At 70.2% G+C, this 13,195-nt stretch carries 10 protein-coding genes; 8 read left to right on the forward strand and 2 right to left on the reverse strand.

The annotated features are described in order from the left end of the window. The first annotated feature begins 62 nt into the window (after nucleotides 1–62). The 8 genes from mrcB (at nucleotide 63) to ASD72_RS09680 (ending at nucleotide 11,310) form a co-directional block, all read left to right on the forward strand. The gene (mrcB, locus tag ASD72_RS09645; RefSeq protein WP_235577991.1) at nucleotides 63–2,447 is read left to right on the forward strand and encodes a penicillin-binding protein 1B; all 2,385 of its coding nucleotides are present in this window, start codon (nucleotides 63–65) and stop codon (nucleotides 2,445–2,447) included. After that, nucleotides 2,444–3,031 carry a hypothetical protein gene (locus ASD72_RS09650; protein WP_056879680.1) on the forward strand — a complete coding sequence of 196 codons (588 nt, stop codon included), beginning with the start codon at nucleotides 2,444–2,446 and terminating at the stop codon, nucleotides 3,029–3,031. The genes mrcB and ASD72_RS09650 overlap by 4 nt, the downstream gene beginning before the upstream one ends. A 58-nt stretch (nucleotides 3,032–3,089) precedes the next feature. After that, nucleotides 3,090–5,138 carry an ATP-dependent DNA helicase gene (locus tag ASD72_RS09655; RefSeq protein ID WP_056879681.1) on the forward strand — a complete coding sequence of 683 codons (2,049 nt, stop codon included), beginning with the start codon at nucleotides 3,090–3,092 and terminating at the stop codon, nucleotides 5,136–5,138. Nucleotides 5,139–5,180: 42 nt separating this feature from the next. Then, nucleotides 5,181–5,921 carry a tRNA (adenosine(37)-N6)-threonylcarbamoyltransferase complex dimerization subunit type 1 TsaB gene (tsaB, locus tag ASD72_RS09660; protein WP_056879682.1) on the forward strand — a complete coding sequence of 247 codons (741 nt, stop codon included), beginning with the start codon at nucleotides 5,181–5,183 and terminating at the stop codon, nucleotides 5,919–5,921. A 91-nt stretch (nucleotides 5,922–6,012) separates the two neighbouring features. Then, entirely contained in the window at nucleotides 6,013–6,423 is a 411-nt protein-coding gene (locus ASD72_RS09665; protein WP_056879683.1) for a GntR family transcriptional regulator, read from the forward strand. A 15-nt stretch (nucleotides 6,424–6,438) separates the two neighbouring features. Next, nucleotides 6,439–7,347, forward strand: coding sequence for an ATP-binding cassette domain-containing protein (locus tag ASD72_RS09670; RefSeq protein ID WP_056879684.1), 909 nt, complete (start codon nucleotides 6,439–6,441; stop codon nucleotides 7,345–7,347). Nucleotides 7,348–7,358: 11 nt separating this feature from the next. Further along, complete coding sequence (locus ASD72_RS09675; protein ID WP_056879685.1) at nucleotides 7,359–9,200, forward strand: hypothetical protein; 1,842 nt, start codon at nucleotides 7,359–7,361, stop codon at nucleotides 9,198–9,200. Between the two features lie 31 nt (nucleotides 9,201–9,231). Next, nucleotides 9,232–11,310: a prolyl oligopeptidase family serine peptidase gene (locus ASD72_RS09680; RefSeq protein WP_056879686.1), complete on the forward strand. Its 2,079-nt coding sequence runs from the start codon at nucleotides 9,232–9,234 to the stop codon at nucleotides 11,308–11,310. 6 nt (nucleotides 11,311–11,316) lie between these two features. Here the strand turns inward: ASD72_RS09680 and ASD72_RS09685 are convergent, their stop codons facing one another. After that, entirely contained in the window at nucleotides 11,317–12,192 is an 876-nt protein-coding gene (locus tag ASD72_RS09685; protein WP_056879687.1) for an energy transducer TonB, read from the reverse strand. A gap of 1 nt (nucleotide 12,193) precedes the next feature. After that, nucleotides 12,194–13,138 carry a glutathione synthase gene (gene gshB, locus ASD72_RS09690; protein WP_056879688.1) on the reverse strand — a complete coding sequence of 315 codons (945 nt, stop codon included), beginning with the start codon at nucleotides 13,136–13,138 and terminating at the stop codon, nucleotides 12,194–12,196. Nucleotides 13,139–13,195: the final 57 nt, after the last annotated feature.

Consider the following 13,195-nt stretch of genomic DNA (forward strand, 5'->3'; position numbering starts at 1 on the left):
GACTCGCCCGAATTCCCATTGTCGCATCCCCTGTGGCCCGCAACGACTACGACGACGAAGCGCTGGACGAAGACGACATCGATGACGGTGACGGCAACCCGCCGGTATGGCGGCAGCGCCTGCTGAGCTGGGGACTGGCGGCGATGGGGCTGGGCCTCGGCTTCCTGATCCCGTACACGCTCTACCTGAATCACCAGGTCACCCAGCGTTTCGGCGAACTGCAATGGCAGATCCCGACGCGCGTGTACGCGCGCCCGCTGCAGGTCGCGCCGGGTCTGGCGATGGACGCGCAGACGCTGAAGACCGAACTGGATGCCGCGTCCTACCGCGACGACGGCACCGGACAGAGTCCAGGCACGTACGCACGCGAAGGCGGGCGGTTCACGATTTCCAGCCGCGGCTATGTCGATGTCGACGGCCGCGTGGCGCCGCGCCGCATCCAGGTGAGCCTGTCCGGTGGGCGCGTGGCGGCCGTGCGCGACATCACGCGCAAGCAGTCGCTGAAGGTCGCGCGGCTGGATCCCGCGCGCATCGCGACGCTCTATGGGCAGAAGCAGGAAGAGCGACGCCTGGTGCGGCTGGAAGAAGTGCCGGACCTGCTGGTGACCGGCCTGCAGGCCGTCGAGGATCGCGACTTCAAGGACCACCACGGCATCGACCTGTCGGGCATGGTGCGCGCGGCATGGTTGCTGGTGAAGTCCGGCGGCGACACCCGCCAGGGCGCCAGCACGCTGACCCAGCAGCTGGCACGCAGCGGCCTGCTCGGCATCGGCAAGGAACAGACGCCGACCCGCAAGTTCAACGAGATCCTCTATGCGCTGATCCTGGAGGCGCGCTACGACAAGCGCACGATCCTGGAGGCGTACTTCAACCAGGTCTACCTGGGGCAGCGCGGCAGCCAGGCCATCCATGGCGTCGCGGCCGGCGCGGAGTTCTGGTTCGGTCGCGACCTCGACAGCCTGACCACCGAGCAGGTGGCGTTGCTGATCGGCATGGTGAAGGGGCCGTCGTACTACGACCCGCGCCGCAATCCGGAGCGTGCGAAGGAGCGTCGCGATTACGCGCTGCTGAAGCTGCACGAAACCGGCCTGATCGACGACGCCGAGTACAAGCGCGCGCTGGTCGCCCCGTTGGGCGTGACCAAGACGCCGGGCATGGCGGCGGCGAACCGTTTCCCCGCCTATGTGGACCTGGTGCGTCGGCAGCTGGCGCGCGACTATCCCGAGAGCGCTCTGCAGGGCGCGGGCCTGACCGTGCTGACCGGCATGTCGCCCTCCGCGCAGGCCTATGCCGAGGCGTCGGTGACGCGCACGGTGAAAGCGCTGGAGAACAAGCGCCGTCCGCCGCTGCAGGCCGGCATGGTGGTCACCGACGTGCATGACGGCGATGTGCTCGCCGTGGTCGGCAGCCGCAATGTCGCCGAGCAGGGCTTCAACCGCGCGGTGGAAGCGCAGCGCCCGGTGGGATCGTTGCTGAAGCCGTTCGTCTACCTGCTCGCACTGGCGCAGCCGGACGAGTATTCGCTCGCCAGTTGGGTGGACGATTCGCCGGTCACCGTGCAGCTCGGGAAGAACAAGCGCTGGACGCCGGCCAATTCCGATCGTCGCAGCCATGGCACTGTACGGCTGGTCGATGCGTTGGCGCATTCGTACAACCAGGCCACCGTCCGCGTAGGCATGAAGGTCGAACCCGACCGCCTGGCGCAGTTGATCCGGGTGTTGGCGGGCATCCAGGCCGAGCCGAATCCGGCGCTGATCCTCGGGTCCACCGACCAGAGCCCGTATGCGATGGCGCAGCTCTACCAGTTCCTGGCCTCCGGTGGCGAAATCCAGCCGTTGCATGCGGTGCGCGGCGTACTCGACCCGAACGGCAAGCTGCTGAAACGCTACGACAAGACACCTGCGCCGGCGCAGGAAGGCGATTCCATCGCGGCGAACCTCATCACCGTCGCGCTGCAGCAGGTCGTCGCCAACGGTACCGGTCGGCAGCTGCTCGGCGATGGCCTGGGCCGCCTGCAGTCGGCGGGCAAGACCGGTACCAGCAACGATGGCCGCGACAGCTGGTATGCCGGCTACACCGGCGATCACCTTGCTGTGGTGTGGATGGGCAACGACAAGAACGAGCAGACCGGCCTGTATGGCGCCACCGGTGCGATGCGCGTGTGGTCGGGCCTGTTCGCCCGGCTGCCGAGTGCGCCGCTGAAGGCGTCGGGCAAGGGTCTGGACTGGCAGTGGGTGGTCTCGTCGAACAGTACCGACCCGGGATGCCCGGGCGCGCGCCAGTTGCCGTTCGTGTCCGGCTTCGCGCCGGCCTACGCCGCCTGCGTGGTCGAACAACCGGTCGAAGGCGAAGAGGCCGACAGCGGTGGCGGTTGGCGCAGCTGGTTCGGCCTGGACCGCAAAGAAGAAGCACCGCCGCCCCAGGATCCCCCCCCGCAACAGCCATGATGATGAAGTACGCCGTTCCCCTGTTCCTGCTGGTCCTCGCCGGTTGCGCCTCCGCGCCGGCGCCCGAACCCCCCGTCGCGAACGATCCGGTCACGCCCGAACAGCGCGTGGCCGCGATCCATGCCGCTGCCGGCGCCGACGACCGCGAGCTGGCCGTGCAGCCGCTGCGCGATCCGGAAGTCGACGACCTGCGCGAGGCCGCGCAGCGGGCGCTCGCCGCGCGCGATCTGGCCGCCGCGGGCTCGGCGCTCGACCGCGCGGTCGCGATCGTTCCGGAAGACCCCGCCATCCTGCAGGAGCGCGCCGAACTGGCCTTGCTGCAAGGCGACTACGCCCGCGCCGATACCCTGGCGCAGCGTGCGTTCGAACTGGGCTCGCGCGTCGGGCCGCTCTGCCGCCAGCATTGGGAAACCGTCCGCCAGGTGCGCCAGCACCAGCGCGCGGTGCTGCCGCCCCTGCCTGCGAGGCATACGCCGGAAGACGCAGCCCAGCATGCGGCGCGTGCCGCCACCCAGGAGGCTTCCATCGGCGACGCCGAGCGCCAGCGCGATGCCTGCACGGTGCCGGTGATCGAGCGCATGTAAGGCACGGGCCGGTCGCGACGCGGTACCCTTGCCGCCGCAACCGCCCGATGTTTCCCCGATGTCCCAGCTCGCCCAGGCCAGCAGCGACGCCCTCAGCGAGGGTGGCGCCCTGGCGGACCGCCTCGATGCCTTCGTACCCCGCGACGCCCAGCAGCGCCTGACGGCGGCGATCGCCGACGCCTTCGATGGGCGCGACGTGCTGCTCGCCGAGGCGGGCACCGGGACGGGCAAGACCTTCGCGTACCTCGTCCCGGCGCTGCTGTCGGGGTTGAAGACGATCATTTCCACCGGCACGCGCGCGCTGCAGGACCAGCTGTACCACCGCGACCTGCCGCGCGTGCGCGACGCATTGGGCGTGTCGGGACTGAAGTCGGCACTGCTGAAGGGGCGCAGCAACTATCTGTGCCGCTATCGCCTCAACCAGGCCAAGGGCGATCCGCAGGCGCTGCGCACCACCTTCACCAGCCGCGAGCAGGTGGACCAGTTCCAGCGCATCGTCGCGTGGGGCGGCCGCACGCAGTTCGGCGACATGGCCGAACTCGCCGCCCTGCCGGACGATTCGCCGCTGGTGCCCCTGGTCACCTCCACCGTCGATAACTGCCTCGGCAGCGAGTGCCCATTCTGGGACGACTGCTTCGTCGTGCAGGCGCGCCAGCGCGCGCAGGCGGCGGACATCGTGGTGGTGAACCACCACCTGCTGCTGGCCGACCTCGCGCTCAAGCAGGAAGGCTTCGGCGAGATCCTGCCCGGCGCGCAGGCGTTCGTGATCGACGAAGCCCATCAGTTGCCCGAACTGGCGGCGAACTTCTTCGGCGAAGGCTTCGGCATGCGTCCGTTGCAGGAACTCGCACGCGACTGCCTGGCCGAGTGCAAGGACGTCGCCGGTGCGCTGTCCGCGTTGCAGCCGCCCGTGCGTGCGCTGGAGCAGGCGTTGCGCGAGGCCCGCGCGGCGATGGAGGGCATGCCCGCGCGCGGTACGCGCGAGCGCTTGTTGGCCAAGCCCGAGGTGGCGGCCGGGTTCGACGCCATCGATCACGCGCTCGCCGACCTGTCCGCCGCGCTCGCGCCGCTGGCGCCGGCATCCATGGGGCTCGAAGCGTGCGCCGCGCGCGCCACCGAATTCGCCAAGCGGCTGGCGCGCTGGTACGCCGCGCCGTCCGCCGTGGGTGCGTTCGACGATGCGGAGGCGGCATCGCAGGCCGACGATGGCGACGTGCTCTGGTACGAACTCACCCCGCGCGCGTTCCGCTGCCAGCGCACGCCGCTGGATGTGTCGGGCCCGCTGCGCCAGCACCGCGAGCAATCGCGGGCGGCCTGGGTGTTCACGTCGGCGACGCTCGCCGTCGGCGGCCGCTTCGACCACCTGGCGCTGCGCCTCGGCCTGGAAGACCCGCCGACGCTGCTGCAACCCAGTCCGTTCGACTGGCCGCACCAGGCGTTGTGCTATCTGCCAACAGGCCTGCCTGATCCGAATGCGCCCACCTTCGGCAAGGCACTGATCGCCACGTTGCGGCCGGTACTGGAAGCATCGCAAGGGCGGGCCTTCCTGCTGTTCGCCTCGCACCGGGCGCTGCGCGACGCCGCCGACGCACTGCGCGGCGGGCCGTGGCCGCTGTTCGTGCAGGGCGAAGCGCCGCGCGGCACGCTGTTGCAGCGGTTCCGCGAATCCGGCAACGGCGTGCTGCTGGGCGCGGCGAGTTTCCGCGAGGGCGTCGACGTGGTCGGCGATACGTTGAGCGTCGTCGTGGTGGACAAGCTGCCATTCGCCGCGCCGGACGATCCGGTGTTCGAAGCGCGCCTGGAAGCGGTGCGCCGCGCCGGTGGCAATCCGTTCCGCGACGAGCAACTGCCGCAGGCCGTCATCGCGCTCAAGCAGGCCGTCGGCCGCCTGATCCGCAGCGAGACCGACCGCGGTGTGCTGGTGCTGTGCGATCCGCGCCTGACCGGCAAACCCTATGGCCGCGTCTTCCTGGATTCGCTGCCGCCGTTCGCGCGCACGCAGCGCGTGCAGGACGTACAGGGATTTTTCGGGGCCGCGATCAGCGAGGACGAGGCGCCGGCAACCGCGCCTGCGGCCGACGACTGGTTCGCCGACGCCCGGTTCTGAGCCGCACGGGTATCCTTGTCCCATGAACGCCGGTCGATCCGCATGAAACTGCTCGCCTTCGAAACCGCTACCGAAGCCTGTTCCGTCGCCGTCTACGTCGATGGCGAGGTGCGCGAGCGCTTCGAGATCGCGCCGCGCCGCCATGCCGAACTGGCATTGCCGTGGGCCGAACAACTGCTGGCCGACGCCGGCATCGCGCGTTCGCAACTCGATGCCGTGGCGCTCAGCCGCGGTCCTGGCGCTTTCACCGGCGTGCGCCTGGCGATCGCGATCGCGCAGGGCATCGCGTTGGCGCTGGATCGCCCCTTGCTGCCGGTTTCCACGCTTGCCGTGCTCGCCGCGCAGGTACCGCCACCCGCCGTGCTGGCGGGCGAGGGTGGCTGCGATGTCGGCGCACCGCACACCATCCTCGCGGCGATCGATGCGCGGATGGGCGAGATCTACACCGGCGCGTTCGTGCGCCAGGGTGATGGCTTGCAGGCGACGACCGACGAAGCCGTCATCGCACCTGCCGATTACCGGCTGCCCGGCGATGCGCTCGGCTGGATCGGCGTGGGCACCGGCTTCGCCGCGGCCGAAGGCGCACTGGCGACCGCGCTGCGGGCGCGCTTTGCCCGTATCGACGCGCAAGCGTTGCCGCACGCCGCCGACCTCGCGCACCTGGCCGTGGAGGCCTGGCACCGGGGAGAGGCGATCGCGCCCGAGCGCGTCGAACCGGCCTATCTGCGCAACAACGTCGCCCTGACCCTGGAAGAACAGAAAGCCTTGCGCGCCCGCCGCTGAGGCGGCGTCCCGGACGGGTGCCGTCGGTCATGGTTGACGGCTTCCGTTCTAACTGTACTATGTGTGTTAGTACAGTTGCCTGGAGGCTGCCATGGCCCGCACGACCCCGTTGATGCTGCAGATCGCCACCGGCGATCCGCGGCCCATCGTCCGCCAGATCGTCGATGGCGTGCGCATGCAGATCGCCACCGGCGGATTGCGGGCGGGCGACCAGTTGCCCAGCGTGCGCGGACTGGCCCAGCAGCTGGCGATCAATCCGAACACGGTGGCCAAGGCCTATGCCGAGCTCACCACGGAAGGATGGCTGGAATCGCGCCAGGGCATGGGCCTGTACGTGGCCGCGCCGCGCCAGCGGTTGTCCGATGCCGAACGCGAGCGTCGCCTCGACGACGCCGTCGGCCGCTTCGTCAACGACGTGATCCCGCTCGACTTCGCCGCCGACGAGGTGGAGTCGCGCGTGTCGCACGCCCTGCGGCGCCTGGCGCCGCGCCGCATCGCCTGAGCCTGGACCGCCGACATGTCCGATGACTATGTGATCGAAACCCGCGCGCTGACCCGCCGCTACGGCGCGAAGCTGGCGCTGGACCACCTCGACCTGGCGATTCCGCGCGGACGCATCCACGCGATCGTCGGCGCGAACGGCGCAGGCAAATCGACGCTGTTCCGCATCCTGCTGGGATTCCTGCCGCCGACCTCCGGCACGGCACGCATCCTGGGTCGCGACAGCCAGCAGTTGCTGCCCGCCGACCGTGCGCGCGTCGGCTTCGTCAACGAAGAACACACGCTGCCCGGCTGGATGCGCGTGGAGCAGGTGCGGGCGATGCAGCAGCATCAGTATCCGCGTTGGAGCGCGCGCGCTTACGAAGACGTGATCGGCCACTACCACGTGTTGCCGCAGCAGAAGGTCTCGCAGCTTTCGCGCGGTGAGCGTGCCGGGCTCAACCTGGCGCTCGCCCTCGCGCAGACGCCGGAACTGCTGGTGCTCGATGAGCCGACGCTCGGGCTGGACGTGGTCGCCAAGCGCGCCTTCCTCGAATCGCTGATGTACAGCAATGCGGCCGAGCAGTGCACGGTCATCTATTGCTCGCACCAGATGGAGGAGATCGAGCGCGTCGCCGACAACCTCATCATCCTCGAGCGCGGACAGCTGAAGAACATGTCGGCGCCGGAAGACTTCACCTCGCGCGTGGCGTTGTGGGTGGCCGACATCCCCTTCAAGGGCCCCGATCCGCAGAGCGTGCCCGGTCTGCTGGAAGTGCAGCGCCTGGACGGGCTGCACCACTACCTGGTGCTGGACCAGGACGAAGGCTTCGCCGACTACCTGCGCGCGCAAGGTGCGCGCTCCATCCGCAGCATGCCAGTGAGCCTGGACCGCGCGGTCAACGGCTTCCTGGCCAAGAACCACGCCGCGCCGGCCGCCGCCTGAGGAACGACCCCATGTACGACTTCTTCAAGAGCGAACTGATCCGCTTCCGCGGCTGGGCCCTGCTGGCGGCCATCGTGCACCTGCTTGCACTGGCCTTCATGGCGCGGGTGGTGGACCTGGCCCAGCAACCGCTGGTGGTGCACCGGGTGATCGGCGGCGTGTACGCGCTGTGCGGGCTGCTGCTCGGGCTGTACCAGATGGGCACCTACCGCAAGCCCAGCCAATGGTTGAGCCTGCTGCACCGGCCGATGGCACCGGCGCGCGTGGCCTTCGCCCTCGCGGCGGCTGCGGCGGTATTGCTCACCGTCGCCGTCGCGCTGCCCTTGCTGCTGGTCGCCCTCTGGCAGCACGCGCTGACGCCGCGCGTGGTCGACCTGCGCCATTGGCTGCTGCCGCTGTCCGGCGCACTGATCGCGACAGCCGCCTATCTCGCCGGTGCGTTCTGCAGCCTGCGTGGATGGCGCTGGGCGGGCGCCGCGCTCGTGCTGCTGGTCTGGCTGCTGGTCAGCCGCGCCTACGGCTTCGGAATGATCGCGATCGAACTGATCGTGCTGGCCTGGCTGGCGGTGCTGCTGCGCGTGGCGTTCGTCGCCGACCTGGATTCGCCGCCGCGCGGGCTGTTCGCGACGGCCGCCGTCGCGCTGCCGCTGCAGGTCGCGGTCCAGGTGATGACGCTCGTGCTGCTGTTCGGCCTGGAGATGCTGTGGATCGCGCAGGGCAGCCATCCGAACAACACGCCTGCGCCGCCGGTGGGTGGGCACAACGAAGTGGAGAAGATGGATCCGCGCGAGCGCATGATCGCCGGCCTGCGCGACAGCCATCACCCGGATGCGCCGCTGTTGCGCGAGCAGATCCGCCTGTCCGAACCCGACGGGATCGGCGTGCAGGTACCCAAGCTGCCGCAGTACCAGGAACTCGGCAACTTCCGGCCGATGGAGTTCGACGACGGCGAGCGTCGCGAGCGCTGGGTCTTCAGCCACGACGACATGCGCCTGCACGGCTACCGGCTGGCGGACAATCGCGCGGTGGGTGTCCTCGGCATCGGTGCGGACCAGGCCGCGTTCCCCGCAGTGGTGCTGCCGGGGGATGCGCTGCCGGGCATGGAGCCGGGCGATGCGATCCTGGTCGGCGGCAATACCCTCTACCAGTACGTGAGCGCCGAGCATCGCGTCCTGCCGCGCGTACGCGTCGCTGCCGGCGAAACCCTGATGGGCGGCGGCCCGTTGGGGCAGGGCATCGGCATGCTCAGCGACCGCGCACTGTACTTCTACGATGCGCGCCCTTTGGTGGAAGGCCAGGGCCTGCTGGCACCGCGTTTGCGCGTACCGCTGCCGGGCGAGATGGGTGACCTGCGCAACCTGGACCTGGTGGAACTGGTCGATGGCCACCTGATCTCGATCGCGTTCTCGGCACGCTCGCATGCCAGCGATGGCGCCGCGCCGATGCAGGTCACGCTGCGCACGCACGACGATGGCCGTATCGAAACCGTGCACCGTCGCGCGCTCGCCTTCGACTACCCGCCCGTCTATCGCTACCGCGGCGTTTGGCCATCGCCGGCCTTGCACGCGATCACCGACGCCGCGCGCGACCTGTTCGCGCCGCCGTTGCCGCTGGATGTCACCCGGCCTGCCGCGACTCCTGCATCGGTGCGGTGGCTCGCAGGCGTGCTGTCGCTGCTGTCGCTGATCGGCGCAGTGTGGCTGACGGCGCGCTCGCAACTATCCACCGCGGGTCGCTGGACGTGGGTGTTCGCTTGCGCCTTGATCGGGCTGCCGGCCCTGGCGAGCTTGTGGTTGCTGGTGCCACGTCGTGAGGACGTCCGCGTGCCGTTGCCGCAGCCGGCTGCGGCTTGATCGCGCGGATCACAGAGTCGAGGAGAGGACCATGAATCTGTTCCCGCCGAACGCCGGGAGGCGCGTCGCGCTGTCTGCATGCGCCTTGCTGATCGGGATCGCCGCTGTCCCGCAGGCGGCGGCCAGTGAAGGGCTGCAGGACTATGTCGCGACGGAACGCGCACGCGCCGTCGCGCCGGTGCTGCCCCGCACAGCGTTCCTGCAGCGCGGCGCGGTCGTGGCGATCCGGTTGTCGCCCGACGGCAGGCATGTGGCATGGCTGCGCGATCGCGGCGAGCAGCGCGAAGTGTGGCTGCGTGCGACGGCCGGCGGCACGCCGCGGCGCATGCTGGGCGATACCGCAGCGAGCGCGCTGGACTGGAGCCGCGACGGCGCCTGGCTGCTGCTGCGCTCGTCGCGTGATCTGCAAGCGTTGGCGATAGGCGGCCAGGCAGGATCGGGACGCATCGCGACGCTGGGCGGTACGACGTCGGTCGCGATGCTCGATACGGATCCCAGCCAGCCGGCCGCCGTGCTGTTGATCGAACGGGAAGGCCCGGCCGCCGCGCCGCGCGCCTGGCGATTGCTTCGCGTGGACATGCAAGGGCGACGCACGGTGCTTTGGCAGGATCGCCAGCGCATCGTCGACGCCGTGATCGATGCGCAGGGCCGGCCGGCCTGGCTGCAGCGCGTGGAAGGCGATGAACTGGTGATCCATCGGATCGTGCGCGGCGTGCCGCAGCCCGTCCTGCGCTGTGAGCCCAGCCGGCGCTGTGCCTTGCGCGGGCTCGCGCCCGACGGCGGCGCCTGGCTGCGCACCGACCTGCAGGGCGACCTGTCGCGCCTGGCACGGCTGCAGGCGGACGGGCGGATCGTCGAGGTCCATGCCGATCCGCAGCGCACGGCGGACGTCGACGAGATCATCGAAGATCCGGTCGGGCGCCAACCGCGCTTTATCGCTTACCGCAGCACGACCTCGCAGCTGTATGCGCTCGCCGCCGCCGACGGCGCGTACTTGGCGGCACTGCGCGCGGCGTTGCCCGGGTGCGACCTCGACCTGCAGCCGGGCGTCGGCGCTGGCGCACGCTGGCTGGTGGAAGCCGCATCGCCGCAGGCGCCGCTCCGACGCTGGCATCTGTACGACCCCGCGACGCGCCGCGTTGCGCCGTTGCTGGATGACGCGCCACTGGATCGGCGTTCGGGCGCGCCGGCCGACGCAGTGGACGAGGCGGTGCTGGCGCGGCCGACATCGCTGACGTGGACCGCGTCCGATGGTCGCCCTCTGCACGGATTCCTCTGGTTGCCGCCCGGCCGTGATGCCTCGCGCCTGCCGCTGGTCGTCGTGCCGCACGGCGGACCTTGGAATCACTGGAAGCCGGAGTACCGCGCGCTGAGCCAGTTGTTCGCCAATCGCGGTTACGCCGTGTTCGAACCGAACTTCCGCGGCTCCACCGGCCATGGCCGCGACTACGTGCTGGCGGCGCGTGGCGACTTCGGCCACGGTCGCGTCCAGGCGGACATCGTCGAAGGCACGCGCTGGCTGCTGGACCAGGGCGTCGGTGATCGCGAGCGCGTGGGTATCGTCGGCGCCTCGTTCGGGGGCTATTCCGCATTGCTGGGGGCGACGTTCGATCCCGACCTGTTCAAAGTGGCCGTGGCGATGGTGCCGCCACCGGACTTCGGCTGGGCGCTGCGCTGGGTGCTGCGCAATCCGGAGGCGCTGGAAATCGGCGACGTGGTGCCGATGGAAACCTGGTTGCTCGGCCAGGGTATCGACGTCACCGACAAGGCGACCATGGCGCGGTTGCACGCGCAGTCGCCGTTGGCCAATGTCGCGCGCCTGCAGCGGCCGGTCTTGCTGGTGGCGGGGGGCGAAGACCGGCGGGTGGGCCTGGCGGGCGTCATCGAGTACGCGGCGCGGCTGAAGCTGGCCGACAAGGAGGTCGCCCTGCTGGTCGACGAACAGGCCGGCCACGATGGTGGCTCGCCGCTGGCGCGCGAAGCGCGGGCGTATCTGATGGAGACGATGTTGCACCGGTCGCTGGGCGGCGCGGCGCCGGCACCCCCGCCTGCCGATGTGCGGGCCTATCTGAGGCGGAACTTGCGATTGCCGGGCGCGCTGGCGCCCTGAGCCGGCTCAGTCGTCGCGCACTTCACCACCCGGCAGGAAGCGCCAGGTGCGGGTGACGTGCAGGATGTCCACGTTCTCGCTGGTCTCGGGCAGCGGCGGGAAGGGTGCCGCGAGCTGCACGATCCGCTTCGCCGTGGAATCCAGCAGCGGGATGCCGCTGGACTGGATGATGCGCGTCTGCTCGACGCTGCCGTCGCGGCGCACCGCCACGCTGATCACCAGCGTGCCGGCCACGCGCTTGCGGCGCGCTTCGTCGGGATAGTTGAGGTTGCCGACGCGCTCGGCGCGGTCCACCCATGCGCGCAGGTAGTTGGCGTAGACGTATTCCCTGGTGCTTGCCGAGACGAACTTGCGCTTCGGCCGCTTGGCGTACAACTCCGAACGCAGGTGGTACTCGGCCGCCAGGCGCGCCATCTCGGCGTCGCGCTGCACTTTCTGTTCGCCTTGCGGCAGGTCGGGCTGGTCCGGTTGCGGACGGGCTTCCGGGGTCGGCGTGCGCGTGTCGCTGTCGCGGGTGGTGACCACGCGGCTTTCCGGCGGAGGCACCGGCGCGGTGGTCTGCGCGCGCAGCGGCTGCGGCGCCAGGCCGGTGTCCGGCTGCGGAACCCACCCCGCCTGGCTGTCGCGCGGACGCTTGGCCTGCTCGCTCTCCCCGCCGCCTTCCTGGTTGGCGGCGGCCAGGAAGTCCGCTTCCTTCGGCGTCAGCGGCGTGCTGGTCTGGCTGAGGATCACGTCCAGCGTCGGCATCACCGGCGCCGCGTCGTCGAGGGCGAAGCCGACGCCCAGCACCAGCAGGCCGTGCACGATCAGCGACAGCGCCAGGGTGGCGCCGAGACGTTCGTTCGCGCCGATCTGCGGCGGAGTGACCGGGACCGCTGCCATCTCAGGCCAGTTTCTTCTCGATGGCGTCGAACAGCAGGCCGGCGATGTTCAGGCCGAACTGCGCGTCCAGTTCGCGCACACAGGTGGGGCTGGTGACGTTGACCTCGGTCAGGTAGTCGCCGATCACGTCCAGGCCGACGAACAACATCCCGCGGCGCTTCATCTCCGGTCCGACCTGGGCGGCGATCCAGCGGTCGCGATCGCTCAGCGGGCGGCCTTCGCCGCGGCCGCCGGCGGCCAGGTTGCCGCGGAACTCGTCGCCCTGCGGGATGCGCGCCAGGGCGTAGTCCACGGGCTCGCCGTCGACCAGCAGCACGCGCTTGTCGCCGTCCTTGATGCCGGGGATGAAGCGCTGCGCCAGGGTCAGGTGGCCGGGGCCGACCAGGGTTTCGAGGATGACATTGGTGTTGGGGTCGCCGGCCTTCACCCGGAAGATCGAGCGGCCGCCCATGCCGTCCAGGGGTTTCAGGACCGCTTCGCCATGCTCGGCGACGAAGGCCTTCAAGGCGGCAGGGTCGCGACTGACCAGGGTCGGCGGGCAGCACTGCGGGAAGAGCAGGGCGGCCAGCTTCTCGTTGTAGTCGCGCAACCCCTGGGGGTCGTTGACGATCAGCGCGCCCGCCTGCTGGGCGATGCCGAGCACGTGGGTGTCGTAGAGGTATTGGTCGTCGACCGGCGGGTCCTTGCGCATCAGCACGACCTGGCCGGGGCCGAAGGCGAGTTCGTGCGGCTCGCCCAGGGTGAACCAGCCGGCCTTGTCGTCCGCCACGGCCAGCGGGGCGACCTGGGCGAAGGCACGACCGTCGCGCAGGGCCAGCCGGCCGGGAATCACGTAATGCAGCCGGTGGCCGCGCCGCTGGGCCTCCAGCAGCATGGCGAAGGTGGTGTCCTTGGCGATCTTGATGGACCCGATCGGATCCATGACGACGACGATGTCCAGCGGCATGGGGGCGGTTCTGCGGATGACCGCGTGATGGTATCAGGCGGCACCGGGCCGCCCTCC

Origin of the sequence: Pseudoxanthomonas sp. Root630 (assembly GCF_001427585.1) — a bacterium.
Taxonomy (GTDB): domain Bacteria; phylum Pseudomonadota; class Gammaproteobacteria; order Xanthomonadales; family Xanthomonadaceae; genus Pseudoxanthomonas_A.

Bases quoted from the DNA above. Each gene is read 5' to 3' on its own strand.
- ASD72_RS09650 (WP_056879680.1), top strand. From the start codon at position 2,444: ATGATGATGAAGTACGCCGTTCCCCTGTTCCTGCTGGTCCTCGCCGGT.
- ASD72_RS09655 (WP_056879681.1), top strand. From the start codon at position 3,090: ATGTCCCAGCTCGCCCAGGCCAGCAGCGACGCCCTCAGCGAGGGTGGC.
- tsaB (WP_056879682.1), top strand. From the start codon at position 5,181: ATGAAACTGCTCGCCTTCGAAACCGCTACCGAAGCCTGTTCCGTCGCC.
- ASD72_RS09665 (WP_056879683.1), top strand. From the start codon at position 6,013: ATGGCCCGCACGACCCCGTTGATGCTGCAGATCGCCACCGGCGATCCG.
- ASD72_RS09670 (WP_056879684.1), top strand. From the start codon at position 6,439: ATGTCCGATGACTATGTGATCGAAACCCGCGCGCTGACCCGCCGCTAC.
- ASD72_RS09675 (WP_056879685.1), top strand. From the start codon at position 7,359: ATGTACGACTTCTTCAAGAGCGAACTGATCCGCTTCCGCGGCTGGGCC.
- ASD72_RS09680 (WP_056879686.1), top strand. From the start codon at position 9,232: ATGAATCTGTTCCCGCCGAACGCCGGGAGGCGCGTCGCGCTGTCTGCA.
- ASD72_RS09685 (WP_056879687.1), bottom strand. From the start codon at position 12,192: ATGGCAGCGGTCCCGGTCACTCCGCCGCAGATCGGCGCGAACGAACGT.
- gshB (WP_056879688.1), bottom strand. From the start codon at position 13,138: ATGCCGCTGGACATCGTCGTCGTCATGGATCCGATCGGGTCCATCAAG.